Origin of the sequence: Janthinobacterium sp. P210006 (genome assembly GCF_036231885.1) — a bacterium.
In the GTDB taxonomy this organism is placed as follows: domain Bacteria; phylum Pseudomonadota; class Gammaproteobacteria; order Burkholderiales; family Burkholderiaceae_D; genus Janthinobacterium; species Janthinobacterium violaceinigrum.
The window spans coordinates 93,327-113,890 of record NZ_JAZARD010000002.1; the positions used below are offsets into that span (position 1 = coordinate 93,327).

Consider the following 20,564-nt stretch of genomic DNA (forward strand, 5'->3'; position numbering starts at 1 on the left):
CCGCGCAGCAGACTATTTCTTTGGTGAAAACTTACATATTCTCACCAATTATCACTTATTCATTGCGAATGATTCTCGTTACGGATATCATGCCGCGTAACTTGGAGTTTCCTTTTATCACTATTTTTCTGTTGAAAGCCCGGTCTTTATGCGCGCAACTTTTCCTTCCTTGCAACTACTTCCAGTGGCAGCCGCCTTGTCGCTGGCCTTCGCTTCCCACGCGGCCAGCGCCGCCAACGGGGCCAACGGCCAGGATGACCTGACGGCTGGCGATGAGAAAGTCATGCAAGCCGTGCAGGTGACGGGCGCGCGCGCGCAAGGCCTGGTGCCCACCACGACGGAGGCGGGCAGTTTCCGTGGCTCTAACATCATGGACGTGCCATCGACCGTCAACGTGATCACGCGCGAATTGCTGGAACAGCAAGCCGTGTCCGGCCTGTACGATGCCGTGCGCAACACGGCCGGCGTGACGCGCCAGCAAAACGGCGGCGAAACCTGGGATCAATTGGTGATACGCGGCATCGCCGTGGAAAACCGCACGAATTACCGCCTGAACGGTTCCATGCCCATCATGAACTTCTCGCAAGTGCCCATGGAAAACAAGGAACGGGTGGAAGTGCTGAAGGGCGCCTCGGCCCTGTACTACGGTTTTACGTCGCCAGCCGGCGTGGTCAACTTCGTCACCAAGCGGGCAGGCAGCAAGCCCGTCACCAGCATGGGCTTGAGCCTCGATGACCGGGGCAGCGCCGTGGCAAATATCGACCTGGGCCGCCGCTTTGGCGCGGAACAGGAATTCGGCGTGCGCATCAACGCCGCTGGCGGCACCCTGGGTTCCTACCTGGATAACGTGGGCAACGGCAACCGCAGCTTCGTGTCCGCCGCGCTGGACTGGCGCGTGACGAACAAGCTGCTGTTGAAAGCGGACCTGGAATACGACCGCCGCCGGGTGACGGAGCAGGCGGGCGTGGCCTTGCCCACGGCCGTGAAGGGCGTGATCACCTTGCCGCGCGCCGTCGATCCCCGCAAGCTGATCGGCCCGGACTGGTCGAACTTCGAGGCGCAGACGAAAAACGCGCAATTGCGCGCAGACTACGCCATCACGGATGGCTGGGCCCTGACGGTCGAGGCTGGCCACTCGGAAACGGCGCGCGACCGCCGCCTGGCGATCTTCCGCCTGAACAATGCGGCCGCCGTGGAAACGGGCGCGGGCCGCATCACGGGCAATATGCAGCACCATGTGACGGCGTCGGACTTGCTGCGCGCGGAACTGGCGGGCAATTTCAACACGGGCTTCATCGCCCATGAACTGACCCTGGGCGCCTCGCGCACGGACAAGTCGCAAGATCCTATCTACCAGAGCAACTACACGATCGCCGCGCAAAACCTGTACAACCCCGTGCCCGTGACGAATGTCGTGTTCGGTCCCAAGCCCACCACGCCCACGACGGCGGCGCTCGATACGCGCGACACGGGCCTGTATGCGCTCGACCGCATGGTCTTCAGCCCGCAATGGCAAAGCGTCATCGGCGTGCGCCGCACCAGCTATCAAAGCGACCAGGGCGCCAGCCATTATGACGTCAGCAAGACGACGCCCATGGTGTCGCTGATCTACAAGCTGACGCCGGCCATCTCGTTCTACGCCTCGTCGGCACGGGGCCTGGAAGAGGGCGAAACGGGCCCGACGGGCACCGTCAACCAGAACGTCAAGATGGCGCCCGGCGTCAGTAAACAAAAGGAACTAGGCGCGCGCTGGCTGACGCCGGGCGGCACCCTGGTGTCGGCCGCGCTGTTCGACATCACGCGTCCCGGCTACTACACGAACAGCAGCAATGTGTTCACCTCGGATGGCGAGCAGCGCTACCGTGGCCTGGAACTGTCGACCCAGGGCAAGCTGACGCGCCAGCTGTCGTGGCAAACCTCGGCCCAGTTCCTCGACCCGAAATTCGAGCACATCAACGCCGACTACAACGGCAAGGCGCCGGAAAACGCTTCCAGGCGCACGGGCAGCGCCTTCCTCGCCTACGCGTTTGACGCCGTGCCGGGCCTGTCCGTCAATGGCGGCGCCTATTACTACAGCGCCCGTCCCGTCAACGACCTGAACCAGGCCTTCCTCGGTGGCGTGACCTTGTTCAGCGCCGGCGCCCGCTATGCGAGCACGGTGATGCAGAAATCCGTCGTCTGGCAGCTGAACGTGGAAAACGCGGCGGACAAGCGCTACTGGGCTGGCGCCGGCACGCGCCTGGCGTCCGGCGCGCCGCGCGCCATCAAGCTGAGCATGAAGGTGGACCTGTGATGCGCCTGGCCAAGACCGCGCTGGCGGCCGTCCTACTGGCGGGAACGATGCACGTGCAGGCGGCGGAGCCTGCCTCCGGCAAGCAAGTGCTGCTGGTGGTGCGCCTGGAAGGCAAGAGCCTGCCTTTCGACCAGAAAATCAAGGAACACCTGGAATCGCGCGGCTATGCCGTCACCATGCACAGTCAGTATGCGCCCGTGGCCGGCGCGCAGGGCAAGGACCTGGTGATCCTGTCGTCCACCATCCGCGGCCGCGACTTGCTGGGCGCCTACCGCAACGTCACGGTGCCCGTGCTGACGTGGGAAAACGATTTGTATGACGACATGTCGATGACGGGCAAGCGGGCCGGCGTGGACTATGGCACGGTGGAAAAGTCGCGCTATGTGTGGCTGGTCAATGCCCCCCATGCGCTGGCGGGGGGATTGCCGGCTGGCACGGTGGATATCTATCAGAAACAAGCCACCATGAGCTGGGGCAAGCCTGGCCTGGGCGCCACGACGATTGCCACCATCTATGGCGAACCGGAAAAGGCGGCGATCTTCGGCTATGAAAAGGGCGCCACCATGGATTACGAAAGCCTGGCGCCCGCGCGCCGGGTCAGCTTCTTCCTCGACAATGAAACGTTTACGAATCTGTCGCCGGCCGGCCTGCGCCTGTTTGACGCAGCCGTGGACTGGGCCAGCGATGGCAAGTAGCCCATCCTTGCCGCTGGCCGCGCTGATGCTGGCCATGTCGGCATCAACTGCGGCCGTGGCCGCAGCCACGCTCGATCCCGCCTTGCCCGCCTACGTGCCGCAGGCCGTCAAGGTGCCGGCCGCGGCTGGCTACCTGGACCGCAAGACGGGCGCGGCCATGATAGGCGGCGCCGAACACGTGGCTACCGTCGTCGGCCAATGGAATGCCTTGTTTGCGGCCAGCCATCCGGGCATCGTGCTCGGTTTCGAGGGCAAGGGCACGAGCAGCGCCGTGCCGCTATTGATGCACGACAAGGTGCTGTTCGGCGCCATGGGGCGCGCCATCAATGCCATTGAACTGGTGCCATACCGCAAGATCGTGGGGCGCGACGCGCTGGAAATCCTCATCGCGCACACGGCGTCCACGCCGGACGGCAACCTGGCCACGTCCCTGGCCGTGTACGTGAACCGGGCCAATCCCCTGACGCAGCTGACGGCGGCGCAAGTGTCGAAAATTCTATCTGTCGGTAATCCCGGTGGCGATGTCAGCCGCTGGGGACAGCTGGGCTTGAGCGGCGAATGGCGCGAGCGCGCGATCCACCCGTATGGCACAGCCGCCTGGATGGGCTTTGGCGACTACTTGCAGCGCGAACATTTCCAGGGCAGGGCGCTGGCACCCAATCACGAAGAGCTGGGCAACACGGCCGCCATCACGGGCCGCATCGCGCAAGACCCGGCCGGCGTCGGCGTGGCCGCGCTCGGCGTGCGGCACCCGCAGCTGCGCCAGCTGGCCATCGTGGGCGCGGATGGCCAGCCGGCGACGGGCACGGACGAGGAAGTGGTATCCGGCCGCTATCCGTACGGCCGCTACGTGTACCTGTATGTGCGCCGCCTGCCGGGCCAGGCCGTCGATCCGCTGGCAAAGGAATACCTGCGCCTGGTGTTGTCGCGCGAAGGACAGGCGATCATTGCCGCGCAGCCGGGCAGCTACCTGCCCCTGACGGCCGCGCAAGCCAGGGCCGAACTGGAGAAACTCGAATGACGCTGTTGAACAAGACCGCGCTGGCCGCTTGCTGCGTGCTGGCGGCCGCCGTGCAGGCCGCGCCCCTGGCCGTTGATCCGGCGCAAACCTATGTGAACCGTGACGGCACGGTGGCCATCGTCGGCAACGATGGTCTGGAAGAAGTGATTACGCAGTTGAACGCGCTGTTTACGCGCCAGCATCCGCAGGTGCGCTTCAGCTTGCGCATGGAAGGTTCGTCGGCCGGCATGCCCGCGCTGACGGCGGGCGCCACGGCATTCGCGCCGCTGACGCGCGACATGTGGCCGGGCGACCAGGCTGCCTTCCGGCAAGTCTTTGGCTACGACGCCACGCCCGTGCGCATCGGCTACAACGGCCACGGTCCCCGTGCGCCGGCCAAGACGCCGCCCGCCGTGTACGTGCACCGCGACAACCCCTTGGCGGGCTTGACGATGGAGCAGCTGGGGCAGGTATTCACGGCAGGCGCACCGAAAGGCGACGTCAACCTGTGGTCGCAGCTGGGCGCGACAGGCGACTGGGCGCCGCGCCGCATCCACGCCTACGGCTTGCGCGACGATGGCGGCTTCGCCACGGGCTTGCGCCATGCGCGTTTCGGCAAGCGTCCGTTTGCCGCCAGGTACGAGGCGCTGGCCTCGCGCGAAGCCGTGATCCGCGCCGTGGCCGCCGACCGCTACGGCATTGCCGTGCTGGGCTGGGTCAATGCGGCACCCATCTCGGACCAGGTGCGCGTGCTGCCGCTGGCGGCGGTCCAGGGCGCGCCATACTACGGCCCCGACAAGGCGACCGTGCGCGCCGGCAATTACCCGCTGACCATGCCCGTGCAGCTGTACGTGAACCGCGCCCCGGGCAAGGGGCTCGATCCGCTGGTGAAAGCGTACCTGCAGCTGGCCCTGTCGCCGCAGGGACAAGCGATCATTCTGGCCCAGCAGGATAGCGAAGAGGGCTATTTGCCGCTCAGCGAACAGGACTTGCAGGCCGAGCTCAAGAAACTGGACGCCTTGTAAAGTTTCTTTGACCACATGGCTGGCTGCAGGGCAGGGCGGCCGCTATAATGCCGCCATGTTTATTCGCCAAGGCCGCGCCGTCGTCGTCCTGTGGATCGCGTGTCTCGCCATCCTCATGGCTGCGCTCGCCCCCACCTTGTCGCGCGCGTTCACCGTCGCCAGCGGCCAGGCCGTGCCCAGCTTCGAGATCTGTTCCGTGGCGGGCGGCATGAACATGCTGCCCGTGAAATTGTCCACGGATGCGCCCGATCCCGCCAAGGGCGGCATGCGCATGGGCGATTGCCCGTGCTGCAGCATGCATGCGGCCACCCTCGATATTGCGCCCACGACCCTCGTGCTGGCTTCCGGCGAGCTGATCACGGGCTTGCTGCCCCTGCTGTTCTACCAGTCCGCCACGCCCCTGTTTGCCTGGACGCCCGTCCAGCCCCGCGGGCCGCCTGCCGCTTTCTGACCTGTCCATTCCCTGAACTGCCTTGCCTCGCACCCGTCGTGCGCTGGCGGCCGTTCGTCTTGCCCATACAGAATCTGAAAGCAGCACCATGAAACATATCTCCTTATTGATGTCCCTCGCCATCGCCATGCCCGCCGTGGCCCAAACGCGCAGCGAAGATGTCCTGCCCGAAATGAAAGTCATCGTCACCGCCATAGGCGACGGCTACCGTCCCGCCGCCGACACGGCGCTGATGCTGTCGAGCACGCCTGGCTACAGCGTGGCGGCCGGCGGCGGCGTGTCCGGTTTGCCAGTGGTCAATGGCTTTGCGGATGACCGCATCAAGATCCGCATCGATGGCATGGAACTGACGTCGGCCTGCGCCAATCACATGAATGCGCCGCTGTCGTACATCGATCCGCAACAGGTACAGCGCATCCGCCTGATCGCGGGCGTGACACCCGTCAGCGCGGGCGGCGACAGCATCGCCGGCACCATCGAGGTGCAATCCAATGCGCCCGTATTTGCCCAGCCCGGCGCGGGGCTGCTGACGCAAGGCAGCGTTGCCGTCTCGGGACGCAGCGTCAACAACAGCGTGGCGACCAGCGTGAACGCGTCGGCCGCCAGCGCCATGTTCAGCATCGGCTACAGCGGCGCCTACACGCGCGGCCACAGCTATGAAGATGGCCACGGCAACAAGGTGCTGGGCAGCATGTTTGAGAGCATCAACCAGGCCATCGTGCTGGCGGCCAAAGGCCAGGGCCAGCAGCTGACTTTGCGCGCTGGCGTGCAGCACATCCCGTACCAGGGCTTTCCCAACCAGTACATGGACATGACGGACAACCACGGCCAGTTCGCCAATCTCGCTTACCGGGGCGAATTCGGCTGGGGCGCGCTGGATGCGCGCGCCTACTGGCAGCAGACGGACCATGAAATGGGCTTTTTCAGCAGCGAGCGCACGGGCACGATGCCGATGCTCACGCACGGGCGCAATACGGGCTACGCGCTGATGGCCAGCCTGCCGATGGCTGCGGGCGAGTTGCGCCTGGGCCAGGAATGGCACGGCTTCCGCCTCGACGATTACTGGCCGGCCGTGCCCGGTTCCATGATGATGGGGCCGCGCACCTATCTGAACATCAATGACGGCAAGCGCGACCGTACCGTGCTGTTCGGCGAACTGGAAACGCGCCACGATGCGCGCTGGACCAGCGTGCTGGGCTTGCGCGGCGAATCCGTGCGCATGGACACGGGCGCCGTGCAATCGTACGGCACCAACATGATGAACATGGCCGATTCCATGGCCGCCGCCGCCTTCAATGCGCGCAGCCGCAGCCGGCGCGACACGAATATCGATGCCTCGGCGCAAGCCACTTTCACGCCGGACGCTGCCAGCAGCTATGAATTCGCACTGGCGCGCAAGGTGCGTTCGCCCAACCTGTACGAGCGCTACTCGTGGGGCCGCGGCTCGATGGCCATGACCATGACCAACTGGTTTGGCGACGGCAACGGCTACGTGGGCGATATCGACCTCAAGCCCGAGACGGCTTACACGGCGGCATTGACGGCCGACTGGCATGGCGGCGGCGAGGAGGGCTGGTTCCTGCGCGTCAACCCCTACTACAGCAAGGTCGACAATTACATCGATGCCGACGTGCTGGCGTCCTTCCATCCGTACATGAAGATGGGCGCCAACGGCAACTTGCTGCGTTTTGCCAACCACGACGCCAGACTGTACGGCGTGAACCTGGCGTGGCAGCTGCCGCTGGCGCGCAGCAGCCAGTGGGGCAGCTTGATTGCCAGCGGCAATGCGGCCTACACGCGGGGCAAACGCAGCGATGGCGGCGACCTGTACCGCATGATGCCGCTCAACGCCGTGCTGGCCGTCGAGCACAAGCTGGGCGCCTGGAGCAGCCGCATCGAAACGAAGATCGTTGCCCGCAAGGACAAGGTCGATGCGCGCCGTCTGGAACCGGAGACGGGCGGCTACGCGCTCGTCAACCTGCGCAGCAGCGTCGCGCTGGGCAAGATGGCCAGCCTGAGCGCCGGCGTCAGCAACCTGTTCAACCGCGCGTATGCGGACCCGCTGGGCGGCGTCTACCTGTCGGGCCTGAAGGCGAACGGCGGCGCGCTGCAAGCGTTGCCGGCCGAGGGCAGGTCGATTGATGTGGGGCTGCAGCTGAAGTTCTAGTATTGTGGGGGCAATGGCGCCTTCATCCTTGCGCAGGGACGAGGGCGCCTGCGATTTTTATGGTTTTTGGAGAAACTGAGACTTGCTGCCGGGATGTTTCTGGCACCAGACACATAACAGGATTGCAATGTCTGCTCCCACCCTATATCCATCCGGCGTCGCGATGGAACAAGCGATGCTGCGCGTGTTCGAAGGAATGCGGGCTGAAGAAGTACGTCTTGGGGATTTTCAGATTTTCACAGCAGAAAATTTATTTTGTGTTTGCGTCCTTTACAGGGAAGACGTGGACATCGAGCGGTATGCCCGAGATGGCACGACCGAAGAAGTGAAATGGCGGTTCCTGGACAGATTGCTGGCATCGAGGGAACAGTTTTCTTTTCTGGAGTTACCTGCCGTCGATTTTCGATTCGACTCCCAGGAAAACCTCGATAAAAATTACCATGGAAGCTATTATCTGTATCTGCGGTAAGGGGCGGTTTTTATCCGCTGTCGCGTAGCGTCAGTTCTTCATTGCTGACTTTTTCAGATGTGCTTCGGCCCTTTCCTGTGGATATGGAGCCGTCGATGAGCGACAGGAAGAGAGAAAAATGACCGTCTTGATACAGGACTATTTACCGTCTGACCGCGACAGCGTCAATCAGCTGGCCCTGGCCGCATTTGCCCAGTACGAACGGCACTACGACGACTGGGCGGCGTTTCAGGTGGGGGTGGCGCGCATGGCTGAGCTGGCGGACGAGGCCGACCTGATCGTCGCGAAACGCGATGGCGTGCTGCTGGGCGGAATCGGACACATCGGACCGGGCAAGCCCAGGGACGCCATTTTTCCCGGTGACTGGTCTGTCATCCGCATGCTCGTGGTCGATCCGGAGCAGCGGGGGCAGGGCGTAGGCAGGCTGCTGGTCGCCGCTTGCCTGCAGCGGGCGAGCAATGCGGGCGCAGCGGTCGTTGGCTTGCACACCAGTCCGATCATGGCAACGGCGCTGTCGCTGTACACGCGCATCGGTTTCGAGCGCGACTGCGACTTGCCACCTATCAATGGCGTGCCGTATGCGCGCTACGTCCTGCCCGGGACGGCGATCCCCGCTGCCATCCGTTTGCTGAACGGGAGATGAGGGCAGGCGGGGGCGCCAGCCGTCACACATGATGCCCCGTCACCCATAGCCTGACCAACCATCCTTTGCCAGCGGCGCCCGGATGCGGTCTAATCATGGTTTGTTCCTTCACGAGCTAGCCATGTTGCCCACTCCCGCCATCGCCGCCTTGCGCGAGCAATTTCCCCTGATTACAGAATTGATGGCCTTGCAGCCCTTGAGCTGGTTCAATCCCCGCATCGCGCCGGCCGCCGAAGGCTTGAACGATGTGGGCTTGACGGCCCACGATGTGGCGCAGGCCAGCGCGCGCCTGGCGCGTTTCGCGCCCTACCTGGCCAAGGCTTTTCCGCAAACGCAGGCCAGCGGCGGCATCATCGAGTCGCCCGTCGTGCCGCTGCCCGCCATGCAGGCGGCGCTGGGCATGCCGTCCGGGCAGCTGTGGCTCAAGCAGGATAGCCATTTGCCCATTTCCGGCTCGATCAAGGCGCGCGGCGGCATCTATGAGGTGCTGAAACATGCGGAAATGCTGGCGCTCGATGCGGGCCTGCTGAAGGAGGGCGACGATTACAGCGTGCTGGCCAGTGACGCGGTGCGGGCGTTCCTCGGCCAGTATGCGATTGCCGTCGGCTCCACGGGCAACCTGGGCCTGTCGATCGGCATCATGAGCGCGCGCCTGGGCTTTCGCGCCACCGTGCACATGTCGGCTGACGCGCGCCAGTGGAAGAAGGATAAATTGCGCAGTCATGGCGTCACGGTGGTGGAATATGCGACCGACTACAGCGTGGCCGTGGAAGCGGGGCGCAAGCAGGCGGAGGGCGACCCCGCCTGCCACTTCGTCGACGATGAAAACTCGCACGATCTGTTTCTCGGCTACGCGGTGGCGGGCCAGCGTCTGAAACAACAGTTCGAAGCGGCGGGCGTCGCCGTCGATGCGGATCACCCCCTGTTCGTGTACTTGCCTTGCGGCGTGGGAGGCGGCCCCGGCGGCGTGGCCTTCGGCCTGAAGCTGGCGTTTGGCGATTGCGTCCACTGCGTGTTCGTCGAACCGACCCATTCACCATGCATGCTGCTGGGCGTGCATACGGGTTTGCACGAGCAGATCAGCGTGCAGGAGATCGGCATCGACAATGTCACGGCCGCCGATGGCCTGGCCGTGGGACGCCCGTCCGGCTTCGTGGGGCGCGCCATGCAGCGGCTGATCGACGGCTACGCCACCGTGACGGATGAAGAACTGTACCGCTTGCTGGCGACGCTTGAGCAAACGCAAGGCCTGTGCCTGGAGCCGTCGGCCGTGGCCGGTTTCGCTGGCATTCCTCCCGTGCTGGCGGCCCCGCAATACCAGGCGAATCTGACGCGGGCCACGCACCTGGTGTGGGGCACGGGCGGCAGCATGGTGCCGCAAGAGGAAATGGCCGCCTACGTGGCGCGGGGCCGCGCCTTGCTGGCGGCCGGAGCCGCGTGATGCCATCCGGCGTGCCCATGGTGGCCAGGCTTACAGCCAGCCAGTTCGCCAACCTGCACACGTTTCTCGTGGCGGCGCGCCACGCCAGCTTCGCGCTGGCTGCGCAGGAACTGGCGCTCACGCCCAGCGCCGTCAGCCACCGCATCGCGCGCCTGGAAGACAGCCTGGGCATGCGGCTGTTCGAGCGCCTGACGCGGCAAGTCAGACTGACACCCGATGGCGAACGCATCTTCGCCGCCCTGCAAACGGGCTGGGACGGCTTGCACGCGGCCATCGCCGGCGGCGACGCGCTGGCGGGCAGCATCACCGTGCATGCGCGTCCATCCATCGCCCAGTGCTGGCTGGTGCCGCGCCTGGCCGGGTTGGCGGCGCAGTATCCGGACTTGTCGATTGACTTGCGTGTGGGCAATGACAGCGTGGACTTTCGCGCCGGCCAGGTGGACCTGGCGCTGCATTACGGCGACGGCAGCTTTCCCGGCCTGGCAGCGCGCAAGCTGATGGACGAATGGCTGGCGCCTGTCTGCAGTCCGGACTATGCGCGCGAACATGGCTTGCTGGATGCGCCGCACAATTTGTCAGGCGCGACGGTCCTGCACGACACCCTGGCCTGGCCCGCCTGCGCGCCCGACGCCGAGTGGCGGCTGTGGCTGGACGCGCAGGCGCCGGAGGTGAACCTGCCCGCGCGCAGCCTGCGTTTCGACCGCGCCGACCTGTGCGCGCAGGCGGCCATCCACCACGCGGGCGTGGCCATGGGCCGGCGCCGGCTGGTGCAGCCGTGGCTGGACAGCGGCCAGCTGGTCTTGCCGTTCGGCGGCTTCGACCTGGCCAGCCCGCAGGCGTATTACCTAGTGCACGGCGCGCGCGCCGCGCTGCCGGCCAGAGTGCAGGCGCTGCTGGACTGGCTGCTGGGGCAGGCAATTTGATACACTGCGCCCCTTGTTCAAGAACGCGCACGAAGGAAGCACCATGCACGCATCATCTCCACTGACTCCCGCCGCGCCGTCCGAGCTGCGCGCGTATGCGCTGGCCTGCCTGCTGGAACGGGACCCGGCCACCAAGGTGGCGATGGTGGCGGCCATGGCCGGCGCGCCGCTGGAGCTCGACGCGCGGGCGCCGCTGGCGCCGGCTTGCCCTGTGCCGGGCCGTCCCGAGCGTCCGGAACTGGTGCCGCCGCGCCTCGTGGGACGGCGCTCGATGATCACGCCGGAAGGGCGCGCCATGCTGGTGCACGCGCTCGCGCATATCGAATTCAACGCCATGAATCTGGCCCTCGACGCCCTGTGGCGCTTCCCGGACCTGCCCTTTGAATACTACACGGACTGGCTGCGCGTGGCGCAAGAGGAAGCCACGCACTTTGCCATGCTGCAGGCGCACCTGCAGGTGCTCGGCCACACGTATGGCGACTTTCCCGGCCACGACAGCCTGTGGGAAATGGTCGACAAGACGCGCGGCGACGTGCTGGCGCGCATGGCGCTGGTGCCGCGCACGCTGGAAGCGCGGGGACTCGATGCGATTCCCCCGCTGCGCGCCAAGCTGGCGCAGGCGGGCGACATGGCCGCCGCCGCCATCCTCGACATCATCCTGCGCGATGAAGTGGGGCACGTGGAAATCGGCAACCGCTGGTACGGCTACCTGTGCGATCAAAGGGGCCTGGAATTGCGCGCCACGTATGCGGAACTGGCGCTGCGCTACGAAGCGCCCACCCTGCGCGGCCCGTTCAACCTGGAAGCGCGGCGCCGGGCCGGGTTTTCGGAGCTGGAACTGTCCGACTTGCCGGCCTGACGCCATCGCGGCATCCCTTCACGGATGGGCCGTTAGGCTGATATGCCAGTGGCTCAGGTGTCCCTTCTCGATATGCACTTTCATCGGCTTGAGCCAGGCGCCCGCGCCAGGGATCTTGTCGGCGGCATTGGCGGAAAAACGCCCGTCGACGAGGGCCAGCTTGACGAAGCTGGGGCCGATGTAGACGACGCGCGTCCTGGCCGGCAACGCTTCCTGGGCCAGCATGGCCCGGTTGGCCGCGATCCATGCCACCAAGGCCGCCAGCTTCGGCTTTTGCGCCGGGTTGGCCACCACTTCCGCCTTCGCGTCGGCGATCAGCTTCTTGATGGCGGCGCCATTGCCCTGGCCGCCCAGCGCATCCGTGTAGCCGCCCGTGCCGTCCGCATAGCGCAAGTCGATCTGCTGGCCGTCGCTGTGGCCGCTGTGGCCGAGGATGGAGCGGCCCGCCGCCGTCTGCGTCACGTGCTGGCCGCTGATGTCGTCGAAGCGGTAGGCATTGCCCGCCAGCCAGGCGATGGCCAGGCGCGTGGCCCACGAATCGCCGCCCGCATCGCGCGTGCCGTAGCGCCGTGCCGCCAGCGCCGCTTCATTGTTGGCCAGGTACAGGGGAATGTAGGCCGTGTCGCCCTTCAATTCCACTTGCCCCCCTTCGGCCGGGTCGGAGCTGGCATCGGTATTGTCGATGCGGCCCTTCAGGCGCACCGTGATGACGGCCTTCTTGTCGAGCTTGTCGCCGGCGAAGACGGGCAGCACCAGGCCGGGAAATTTCACCTTGCCGGGACTCTTGGTATTGACCTGAGACAATAAATTCACCGTGCTGAAGGCGGGGTTGCCGCCGCCGGCCGAAATGCCGATGTTGACTTCCGTGATCGTCGCCGCCGTTGGCGTGTAGTGCAGTTCCAGCGGCAAGGTATGCGTGGCCGTGGTCGCGCCTTGCGACACGGAGACATACGGTCCCGGCAAATTGCCCGTCAGCTTGATGGGCTGCAGCACGGGGTGGCCGGCCTTGTTCGGCGAGAGGAATTTCGCCTGCGTCACCTTCAAACCCTTGCACACGAGGCTCAGTTCCACCGTCGTCACGGTGGGCAGGAAGCTGTCGCCGATATTCGTCGCGCTGACATTGCCGCCCAAGGTCAATGCCCCATCCTTTGTTTGCTTGCTGACGTCGACGCAATCCGTCTTGACGATCGTGCCCTGCGTGAAGTGGCTCTGGTTGACGGCGCCCGCGGCAGCCAGGTTGACCCCGGGCAAACCGGTGACGGAGTAGGACCAGGTATCGTTGTACTGGCTTTGCGCCGTCGTGTAGACGGGGTACTCGGCCGTCCTGACGGTGATTTTCACGCCCACATTTTTCGTGCCTTTCGGCACCGTGTAACTGACGGGTACGCTGACGGTCTGGTTTTGCGCGGCCGCCGTGGCCGTGAACTCCTTGCTGCCCTCGTCATCCTGCGGCGTCACGTCCGGCACGGCACGGGGCACGGCCGTTTCGGCGCGCGCGGGCGGACCGGCGCCATCCTGCGTGACCGTGGCGGCCACATAGCCTTGCGGCGCGGCGCGCTGGGCCAGGCCGGGGCCGTACGGGTAGACGATGGCCACGTTGATGGTGGTGCTGTTGTCGAAGACGGCGGCGCTGACGCTGACCACGCCCGGGTGGACGAGGTCATTCAAGGTCAGCTGGTAGGTATCGGGCAGCACGCCATCGAAATGGAAGGCGCCCGCAGCGTCGACCACGGCCACCTGGCGCTGGTGGCTGTTATAGCCGGTCAACAGCATTTTCTTGCCAGCCAGCCCCGTGGCGTTGCCGCCCGCCGGCGTGCGCAGCTGGCCTTGCACCACGGCACCGGACTTGATGGCGATCAAGGCATAGCTGGCCGTAAATTCGCCGTCCTGCGAAACGAAATTGAGGTTGACATCGTAGACGCCGTTGGGCAGGAGCACCAGCATCTGCTGCATGGCGGCAGCGCTGATGCGGAAACTGTTGCTGGCCGCATCGTAGACCCAAAACTGCTTGAGGCTGACGGAGGCGCCGCCCGGCATCGACAGCAGGCCGTCGCTGTCGTCCTGCAGGGTCGTGGGGGCGGCGCCCACCAGGCGAAATTCCAGGGCGGCCGGCTGCAGGCGGTTGTTCGGCCCCAGCCCCGTGATGGCCAGCACGGGCGCCGTGGCGGGCACGTTGCCGTCGTCGTCCGGCTCCACATAGGTTTCCACGGTCGTGGGCAGTTCCGTCTGGATCAGCAAGTTCAGGGTGGTGACGCTGTTGCCCTTGCTGAGCAAAAACTGCGCGTGCTGGTCCGCGCCCGTGTCGCCGGGCGTGGAAAAGCGCAGGCTGCCGTCCTGCAGCAGCACATCCGTGACGGCGCCGCTGGCCTTGACGCTGTCGGCGCCGTCCGTCAAACCCAGCTCGGCCAGCGACAGCACGACCACCTGCGCGGGCTGCACGGGATCGAGGTCGATGCTGCCGTTGGCGCTGAAGGTCCACGCCAGGGCACCGCTCTGGAAGGCTATGTCGCGTTCGATGCGCAAGGTGATGGTGTCGTCGGGCGTGACGGTGGCGCCCGCGTCGATGCTGCCGGCCAGCACGTCGCCATCGATGATGGTGCTGCCTTCGGGCGCGCTGGCCAGCACGGCCCGTACATTGCTGGCCGCCTCGCTGCTGTTGTTGCGGATGTGCACGCGGTAGCTGTAGTCCCAGGCCGTGCGACTGACGCGCTGTTCGGCCACTTTTTCCAGCAAGGTCACTTCGAAGTCCCCGGCCGCCTGGACGCGGCTGGCCGCGGCGGCCAGCATGACTTTGGGCGTGGGCGGCTGCGTGGGATCGTTGGGGCCGCCGCATGCGCACAGGCCCGGCGCCAGGGCCGCGGCCAGCGCTGCGGCGGCCAGCTGGCGTCGCCGCAGGCAGGCCAGGGCCAGCATGCCGGCCAGCAGCAGCCATGGCGTGGACGGCAGGGCGATGGCGGCCGGCTGCGTGAGGCCCGTCTCGAGCTCGATGAAGGAGACGGGGTCGACGATGGAAAACGGCTGGGCGCCGGGACTGCCCGCGCCCAGGTAATCGAAGGTGACGGAAAAGCCCGTGGCCGTGGCGCCGGGAATGATGCCGCCGGCCAGCGCCAGCGCGTCGAGGTAGCCGCTGGCGGGGATGGCGGGATCGGGCTGCACCAGCAGCACGTCCCAGCCGGGCGCCGTGGAAACGTTGTGCAGGTTGGCGTACTGGCCCACGCCGAAGAACAAGGTGAATTCCTCGATGGGAACGGTCAAGGTGGTATTGCTGACGGTATAGTCGTAGCGCCACTGCGTGCCGCCCAGCGCGGTTGCCGTGTAGCCGATGGTGGCGGCATGCGCGGCGGACATTGCGCACAGCAGCAGCGCCAGCAGCGTCTGTTTGATGAAGCCCATGATGGTTCCCCCCGTTGACTGGCGCCAAGCGTGCCCAGACAAGAGGTCAAGCAGGAAGCGTTCCTGAATAAATAATCTTTATAAAACAGGGGCTTGAATGCTGGCAGACGCGTACTGAACATAACCCTGTCAATTCTGCCGACACGTCATTCCGCGATTTTCGGCCGGGCAGGTGTGTCCGTTGTTAAAATGATGGAATTGAGAAAAATTTAACTTGTATATATATGAAAAAGTGTATTTTTTCCTGCTTCTTGTTGACCATCATCCTAGGCTGTTCCTCGGATGACATGCTGCATACCCGGCTCGAAGCCTATGGCAAGGATCTCAGTGTGTCGGATGCTTCCCGGGATGGCTTGGTGTATCGCGGCTTCAGCAAGGCGGTAAAGGCGCCCGTGCGGGCCTATGTCGTTGATTTCACTACTAAAAATCCTGACTTTCTTGAACTTCCAGATGAAATCAGGAATAAGGCCAGCTACAAGATAAATGCCGGGCGCAGGCAGCGCTGGGACGAAATGTTTTGCACACCCCGGTTGCAGCAGATTTTGGTGTGGGAAAACGTGGATGTGATAACAGGACGCACGGTTGATGACGCAGGGAAGATACACCTGACTGCCATGTGCACTGACCGCAGGAGGTGGAAGCGCTGAGGGGGGGCATCTCGGCAGCCACCGTGCTTCCCGCCATGGCTGAGTCTGTCAGCGCTGTCCTACCCATCTTGTCGAAACTGTCTGATTGTATGCCTTGCGGAAACACGCGATGATGATGTTCATGCTGCAACAGCCAACCAGTCCGACGGAGTATGCGATGCAAAAGCCAGACCAGTCCATTCACTTGAACAAGCCCTTCCTGCTGATCTGCCTGTTTACGCTCTCGACCCTGGCCGCCACCTTCGTCAATCTCGGCGACACGCAGACGGACGATGGTGCACCGGCGCCCGTGGCGCGCGATGCGGGCCATCAGAGCATGCCGCTGTGTAATAGCGATGCCTTCAAGCTGTCGGCCCGTTGCCAGCCCCAGCCGGGGCGCCAGGCTTGATGGGGGCGGCGCCTTGCAGGCGCTGCTGCAGCAAGGCCAGCACGGCCGCTTCCTCCGGCGCCAGCGCCGGCAAGTCTTCCTGCAACTGCTGCCGCGCCCGCGCGCGCATGCCTTCCAATAAACTGCCATCCAGATACGATTCCAGCACGGCCGGGTGCACATAGCATTTGCGGCAGATCGTCGGCGTGTTGCCCAGCTTTTTTGCCACCGACTCGATCGCCTGCACGATGTTCTTCTTCGCTTGCGCCTCGGAATCGACCTGCTCGAATGCCTGCAGGGCCAGCGCCGCCAGCAGGGTGCCGGACCAGGTGCGGAAATCCTTGGCCGTGTAGTCTTCGCCCGTCACGGCGCGCAGGTAATCGTTGACGTCGCCCGAATCGACGCCATGGCGTCCGCCATCTTCATCCACATATTGAAACAGTTCCTGCCCCGGCAGCTCGCGCATGCGCTGCAGCACCCTGGCCAGGCGCCGGTCGCTGAGGCGGATATCATGGCGCACGCCGCTCTTGCCCTTGAAGTGGAAGGCCACGGCGCTGCCATCGACCTGCACATGGCGCGTGCGCAAGGTGGTCAGGCCGAACGATTTATTGGTGCGCGCATATTCTTCGTTACCGATGCGCATCATCGTCAATTCCAGCAGGTGCACGATGGTAGCCAGTACTTTTTCACGGGGCAATCCGGGCAGCTGCATGCCGCGCGCGACGGCGGCGCGGATGGCGGGCAGGGCGTTGCCAAAGCTGAGCATGCGCTCGTACTTGACTTCGTCGCGCACCTGGCGCCAGCGCGCATGGTAGCGGTATTGCTTGCGGCCCCGCGCATCGCGCCCCGTCGCCTGCAGGTGGCCATTTGCGCGCGCGCAGATCCAGACGTCCGTCCAGGCAGGGGGAATGGCCAGCGCCTTGATGCGCGCCAGGGTGGCGTCATCGCGCAGGATCAGGCCGTCCCCGTCGCGGTAGCGGAACTTGCCGGGCTTGCCCAGGCGGGTGATGCCGTTCTGGTGGTCGCCCGTGTAGCGCAGGCCGGCGGCGCGGGCCGTGGTGGTGGCAGAAATTTCCATGACGATAGCTTACCTTGCCCGCCGCGCGCCCGGCGCGCCGTTATGCTAAGGTGCGCATTCGTAACGCCGTGCGCGGCAGACAGGAGCAGCAGATGTTTGGCAGAAAAAAGAATCTGGAAGAAGACCACGCCCCCCAGGCCGACAAGCAGTATGAAAAGAAATACACGGATGACAGTTTCTGGGACAAGGTCGTCAAGTTCGCGAGGACGGCGGGGCGCGAAGTCATCGAGAAAGCCCTGTGGCTGTACTACGCGGCGCAGCAGCCGAATACCCCGCTGTGGGCCAAGACGGCGATTTATGGCGCGCTCGGCTACTTCATTTCGCCCATCGATGCGATACCCGACATCACGCCCGTGGTCGGCTATGCGGACGACCTGGCCGTGCTGGCGGCGGCCGTCGCCACGGTCGCCACCTACATCACGGCCGACGTCAAGGAACGGGCCGCCGACAAGCTGCGCGGCTGGTTCGGCGCCTAGGCCTTCGCCTAGGCCTTTTTGGCAGCGGGCGCGCCGCTGCCGCCATGCGCGAGCAGGCGCTGCACGACTTCTTTCTGGAATGAACGAAACTCCTTGTCGGCGCTGACGTTGGCGAAGGCCAGCACGGCTGTCCTGCTGGCGCGGTCGACGCAGACGACGGAGGCGGCGCCCGGGTCGCCGCCGCTGTGCGTGGCCAGGGTCCTGCCGTCCACGTCGCGCAGCTGCCAGACCAGGGCCTGGCGCACGGACGAATCGGCAGGCACGACGGGGGCCGCTTGCGGGGCAAAAAATGATTGCAGGGTGGCATCTTGCAAATAGCGGTGGCCATCGACCCGGCCGCCATTGCTGAAGATGGCCAGGAAACGGGCAAAATCATGCGCCGAGCTGCGCAGCAGTCCCGCCGGCCAGTCCGGATAGCCGACGGGCGGCAGCACTTGCAGGCCCGGCTCCTTGTGCGCATACGGCTGGGCGACGACGGCGCGCCGCGGCAAGCCGGCCAGGTTCCAGGCCGTGCTGTCCATGCCCAGCGGCTCGAACAGGTGCTCGTGCGCAAAGGCGTCGAGGCCGTCGGGGTTCACGCGGCCCACCAGATAGCCGAGCAGGGCGATGCCGACATTGCTGTAGCGCCATTCCGTGCCGGGCCGGGCGGCAAACGACACATCCGCGTCATACCAGGCGCCGCCGCGCGACAGGTAGCCCTTGACGAAGTCGCGCAGGGGCAGGCGCGGGTCGCCCTGCACGGCAAACGCCGTCGTCTTTTCGTACACGGCATCGGAAATGCCCGAGGTGTGGTTGAGCAGGTGGCGAAAGGTGATGGGCACGTCGGGAAACTTCGGATGCATGAGCGGGAAGTCCAGATAGGCCGCCACCTTGTCGTCCAGCTGGAAGGCGCCCTGTTCCAGCAGCATCATGATGGCCGTGGCCGTGACGAGCTTGCTGACTGAGGCGATATGAAACACCGTGCCGGCGTCGGCCTTCTTGCCGGCCTGGATATCTGCCCAGCCATAGCCGCGCGCGAAAATGGTTTGCTCGCCGCGCACCACGGCCACGCCCATGCCCGGCGTTTCCGTGCGGGCCAGGCCATCGCGCATGAAGCCGTCAAATTCCGTTTCCCACGCCAGCTTGGCCGGATCGGTGGCGCAGCCCGTTTGCAGCAGGGCCAGTGAGACACCCAGTCCCAGCACGCTTCTTCGTTTCATTGATTCTCTCTTGGCTGTTTTTAATTATCTTAACAACATTTCTGCCCAGCATAGGGGCGATTGACAAAAGATTGCTGTGTAGCAATGACAAACGGGGCCGGCCCGTGCCTATTTGCGCCAGTAGCGTTCCAGCAGGGGCTTGACCGTCAAGCCATGCGCGACGATGGACAGGATGACGACGACCAGGGTGATGTCGGCCAGTTCGCGCGCCAGCCCGCGTGGCAATCCATGCGCGATGGCGTAGCTGAGGTAGTACAGCGAGCCGATGCCGCGCACGCCGAACCAGGCCGCCAGGCCCCGCAGGCGTACGCTGGTGCCCGAGGCCAGCAAGCCGAGCATCACGCTGGCCGGGCGCGCCACCAGCAGCAGGAACAGCGCCACGCTCCACGCCCGCCAGCTCCAGGCGGCAGCCGTGACGGCGCCGCCCAGCAGCAGCACCAGGGTCAGTTCGGACAGCCGTTCCAGATGTTCCTTGAAGACGAGCGACTCGCCGCTGACGGTCAGCGGCACCTCGCTATCGTGCGGCTGGGCGGCGGAGACAGCGTGGGTGCCTTGCGCCTGCAGCAAGCCTTGCCTGTCCTTGGGCGCGCCGGCCAGCCGCAGTTCCGTCTGGCGCAGGGCTACGCCCGCAAAGAACACGGCCAGGAAGCCCCAGGCGTGCAGCCATGTGGCCACGCCATACACGCAGGCGATCAGGCCCAGGGCCGCCAGGTCGTCCAGCATCGCGTGTTTCGGTTCCTTGGCCCGCACCTGCCAGCCCAGCCACGCCAGCAGCGCGCCGCCGGCCGCACCGAGGGCGATGGCGGCCCCGCTGGCCCAGAACAGATCGCGCCACAGCCAGGTGGTGCCGTGCGGCCCCAGCTCATGCAGGCCCAGCAGGCCCAGGCCCAGCATGACGAAAGGAAAGCCGCTGCCATCGTTCATGCCCGCTTCGCTGGTCAGCATGAAGCGCAATTGCTCGCTGTCGCCCGCATGGCGCAGCTGCACGTCCGTGGCCAGCACGGGGTCGGTGGGCGCGAGGATGGCGCCCAGCAGCACGCCCGCGCCCAGGGGCAGGCCCAGCACCAGGCAGGCAAAGGCGGCCACCAGGGCCACGGACAGGGCCATCGACAGCCACGCCAGACGCAGCGGCGGCAGCCAGCGCGCCAGGCTGAACGGCACGGGCATCTTGACGCCGGCGGAAAACAGGGAGATGAGGACGGCGATTTCCGTCAGGGTTTCCAGCAGGGGCGCCTGCTGCACCAGGTCGAACGCAAACAGGCCGAGAAACATGGGCCCCAGCAGCAGGCCCACGCCCAGATAAGCGATGGCCGACGTCAAGGGCAGGCGCGCAATGCCGTCGGCGCCCAGGCCGCGCGCCAGCATCAGGCAGCCGATCAGGATGAACCAGGCGGTGGTGCTCATGCGGCCCATTGTAGCGGCGCGCCGGCAAGGGCAG

18 protein-coding genes are annotated in these 20,564 nt (G+C 65.4%); 14 read left to right on the forward strand and 4 right to left on the reverse strand.

What is annotated here, in order from left to right; genetic code table 11:
• Nucleotides 1-148: 148 nt before the first annotated feature.
• The 11 genes from VPH41_RS08870 to VPH41_RS08920 all read left to right on the forward strand — a co-directional run bounded on the left by VPH41_RS08870 (nt 149) and on the right by VPH41_RS08920 (nt 11,966).
• A complete protein-coding gene (locus VPH41_RS08870; protein ID WP_442906243.1) occupies nt 149-2,293 on the forward strand; it encodes a TonB-dependent siderophore receptor in 2,145 nt (714 codons plus the stop codon).
• Nucleotides 2,293-2,988, forward strand: coding sequence for a hypothetical protein (locus VPH41_RS08875; RefSeq protein WP_442906264.1), 696 nt, complete (start codon nt 2,293-2,295; stop codon nt 2,986-2,988). Before VPH41_RS08870 ends, VPH41_RS08875 begins: the two co-directional genes overlap by 1 nt.
• Nucleotides 2,978-4,009, forward strand: a complete 1,032-nt coding sequence (locus VPH41_RS08880) for a PstS family phosphate ABC transporter substrate-binding protein (RefSeq protein WP_328569688.1) — start codon at nt 2,978-2,980, stop codon at nt 4,007-4,009. The genes VPH41_RS08875 and VPH41_RS08880 overlap by 11 nt, the downstream gene beginning before the upstream one ends.
• Nucleotides 4,006-5,013, forward strand: coding sequence for a PstS family phosphate ABC transporter substrate-binding protein (locus tag VPH41_RS08885; protein WP_328569689.1), 1,008 nt, complete (start codon nt 4,006-4,008; stop codon nt 5,011-5,013). Before VPH41_RS08880 ends, VPH41_RS08885 begins: the two co-directional genes overlap by 4 nt.
• A 55-nt stretch (nt 5,014-5,068) precedes the next feature.
• Entirely contained in the window at nt 5,069-5,464 is a 396-nt protein-coding gene (locus VPH41_RS08890; RefSeq protein ID WP_328569690.1) for a DUF2946 domain-containing protein, read from the forward strand.
• 88 nt (nt 5,465-5,552) lie between these two features.
• Entirely contained in the window at nt 5,553-7,631 is a 2,079-nt protein-coding gene (locus tag VPH41_RS08895) for a TonB-dependent receptor (RefSeq protein ID WP_328569691.1), read from the forward strand.
• Nucleotides 7,632-7,758: 127 nt separating this feature from the next.
• The gene (locus VPH41_RS08900) at nt 7,759-8,100 is read left to right on the forward strand and encodes a hypothetical protein (RefSeq protein ID WP_287771676.1); all 342 of its coding nucleotides are present in this window, start codon (nt 7,759-7,761) and stop codon (nt 8,098-8,100) included.
• Between the two features lie 118 nt (nt 8,101-8,218).
• Entirely contained in the window at nt 8,219-8,743 is a 525-nt protein-coding gene (locus tag VPH41_RS08905) for a GNAT family N-acetyltransferase (RefSeq protein WP_328569692.1), read from the forward strand.
• Nucleotides 8,744-8,864: 121 nt separating this feature from the next.
• The gene (locus tag VPH41_RS08910) at nt 8,865-10,184 is read left to right on the forward strand and encodes a D-serine ammonia-lyase (RefSeq protein WP_328569693.1); all 1,320 of its coding nucleotides are present in this window, start codon (nt 8,865-8,867) and stop codon (nt 10,182-10,184) included.
• Nucleotides 10,184-11,107 (forward strand): DNA-binding transcriptional regulator DsdC, encoded by a 924-nt coding sequence (gene dsdC, locus VPH41_RS08915; RefSeq protein ID WP_328570503.1) that lies wholly within the window; start codon nt 10,184-10,186, stop codon nt 11,105-11,107. The genes VPH41_RS08910 and dsdC overlap by 1 nt, the downstream gene beginning before the upstream one ends.
• Nucleotides 11,108-11,150: 43 nt before the next feature.
• On the forward strand, nt 11,151-11,966 hold the full coding sequence (locus VPH41_RS08920; protein WP_328569694.1) for a ferritin-like domain-containing protein: 816 nt from the start codon (nt 11,151-11,153) through the stop codon (nt 11,964-11,966).
• Nucleotides 11,967-11,984: 18 nt separating this feature from the next.
• On the opposite strand, the gene VPH41_RS08925 is transcribed toward VPH41_RS08920, so the two are convergent.
• A complete protein-coding gene (locus VPH41_RS08925; protein ID WP_328569695.1) occupies nt 11,985-15,359 on the reverse strand; it encodes a hypothetical protein in 3,375 nt (1,124 codons plus the stop codon).
• A gap of 287 nt (nt 15,360-15,646) precedes the next feature.
• On the opposite strand from VPH41_RS08925, the gene VPH41_RS08930 reads away from it, so the two are divergent.
• Nucleotides 15,647-16,006, forward strand: coding sequence for a hypothetical protein (locus VPH41_RS08930; RefSeq protein WP_328569696.1), 360 nt, complete (start codon nt 15,647-15,649; stop codon nt 16,004-16,006).
• A 157-nt stretch (nt 16,007-16,163) separates the two neighbouring features.
• Complete coding sequence (locus VPH41_RS08935) at nt 16,164-16,394, forward strand: hypothetical protein (protein WP_328569697.1); 231 nt, start codon at nt 16,164-16,166, stop codon at nt 16,392-16,394.
• Here VPH41_RS08935 and VPH41_RS08940 read toward each other — a convergent pair.
• Nucleotides 16,348-17,451, reverse strand: coding sequence for a DNA topoisomerase IB (locus tag VPH41_RS08940; RefSeq protein ID WP_328569698.1), 1,104 nt, complete (start codon nt 17,449-17,451; stop codon nt 16,348-16,350). The two genes, VPH41_RS08935 and VPH41_RS08940, sit on opposite strands and share 47 nt — an antisense overlap.
• 92 nt (nt 17,452-17,543) lie before the next feature.
• On the opposite strand from VPH41_RS08940, the gene VPH41_RS08945 reads away from it, so the two are divergent.
• Nucleotides 17,544-17,927, forward strand: a complete 384-nt coding sequence (locus VPH41_RS08945) for a YkvA family protein (RefSeq protein WP_230538205.1) — start codon at nt 17,544-17,546, stop codon at nt 17,925-17,927.
• Nucleotides 17,928-17,935: 8 nt separating this feature from the next.
• Here the strand turns inward: VPH41_RS08945 and VPH41_RS08950 are convergent, their stop codons facing one another.
• Entirely contained in the window at nt 17,936-19,126 is a 1,191-nt protein-coding gene (locus VPH41_RS08950) for a serine hydrolase domain-containing protein (protein ID WP_328569699.1), read from the reverse strand.
• 108 nt (nt 19,127-19,234) lie between these two features.
• Nucleotides 19,235-20,530, reverse strand: coding sequence for a cation:proton antiporter (locus VPH41_RS08955; RefSeq protein WP_328569700.1), 1,296 nt, complete (start codon nt 20,528-20,530; stop codon nt 19,235-19,237).
• Between the last annotated feature and the right edge of the window lie 34 nt (nt 20,531-20,564).

Bases quoted from the DNA above. Each gene is read 5' to 3' on its own strand.
- VPH41_RS08870 (WP_442906243.1), top strand. From the start codon at position 149: ATGCGCGCAACTTTTCCTTCCTTGCAACTACTTCCAGTGGCAGCCGCC.
- VPH41_RS08875 (WP_442906264.1), top strand. From the start codon at position 2,293: ATGCGCCTGGCCAAGACCGCGCTGGCGGCCGTCCTACTGGCGGGAACG.
- VPH41_RS08880 (WP_328569688.1), top strand. From the start codon at position 2,978: ATGGCAAGTAGCCCATCCTTGCCGCTGGCCGCGCTGATGCTGGCCATG.
- VPH41_RS08885 (WP_328569689.1), top strand. From the start codon at position 4,006: ATGACGCTGTTGAACAAGACCGCGCTGGCCGCTTGCTGCGTGCTGGCG.
- VPH41_RS08890 (WP_328569690.1), top strand. From the start codon at position 5,069: ATGTTTATTCGCCAAGGCCGCGCCGTCGTCGTCCTGTGGATCGCGTGT.
- VPH41_RS08895 (WP_328569691.1), top strand. From the start codon at position 5,553: ATGAAACATATCTCCTTATTGATGTCCCTCGCCATCGCCATGCCCGCC.
- VPH41_RS08900 (WP_287771676.1), top strand. From the start codon at position 7,759: ATGTCTGCTCCCACCCTATATCCATCCGGCGTCGCGATGGAACAAGCG.
- VPH41_RS08905 (WP_328569692.1), top strand. From the start codon at position 8,219: ATGACCGTCTTGATACAGGACTATTTACCGTCTGACCGCGACAGCGTC.
- VPH41_RS08910 (WP_328569693.1), top strand. From the start codon at position 8,865: ATGTTGCCCACTCCCGCCATCGCCGCCTTGCGCGAGCAATTTCCCCTG.
- dsdC (WP_328570503.1), top strand. From the start codon at position 10,184: ATGCCATCCGGCGTGCCCATGGTGGCCAGGCTTACAGCCAGCCAGTTC.
- VPH41_RS08920 (WP_328569694.1), top strand. From the start codon at position 11,151: ATGCACGCATCATCTCCACTGACTCCCGCCGCGCCGTCCGAGCTGCGC.
- VPH41_RS08925 (WP_328569695.1), bottom strand. From the start codon at position 15,359: ATGGGCTTCATCAAACAGACGCTGCTGGCGCTGCTGCTGTGCGCAATG.
- VPH41_RS08930 (WP_328569696.1), top strand. From the start codon at position 15,647: ATGCTGCATACCCGGCTCGAAGCCTATGGCAAGGATCTCAGTGTGTCG.
- VPH41_RS08935 (WP_328569697.1), top strand. From the start codon at position 16,164: ATGCAAAAGCCAGACCAGTCCATTCACTTGAACAAGCCCTTCCTGCTG.
- VPH41_RS08940 (WP_328569698.1), bottom strand. From the start codon at position 17,451: ATGGAAATTTCTGCCACCACCACGGCCCGCGCCGCCGGCCTGCGCTAC.
- VPH41_RS08945 (WP_230538205.1), top strand. From the start codon at position 17,544: ATGTTTGGCAGAAAAAAGAATCTGGAAGAAGACCACGCCCCCCAGGCC.
- VPH41_RS08950 (WP_328569699.1), bottom strand. From the start codon at position 19,126: ATGAAACGAAGAAGCGTGCTGGGACTGGGTGTCTCACTGGCCCTGCTG.
- VPH41_RS08955 (WP_328569700.1), bottom strand. From the start codon at position 20,530: ATGAGCACCACCGCCTGGTTCATCCTGATCGGCTGCCTGATGCTGGCG.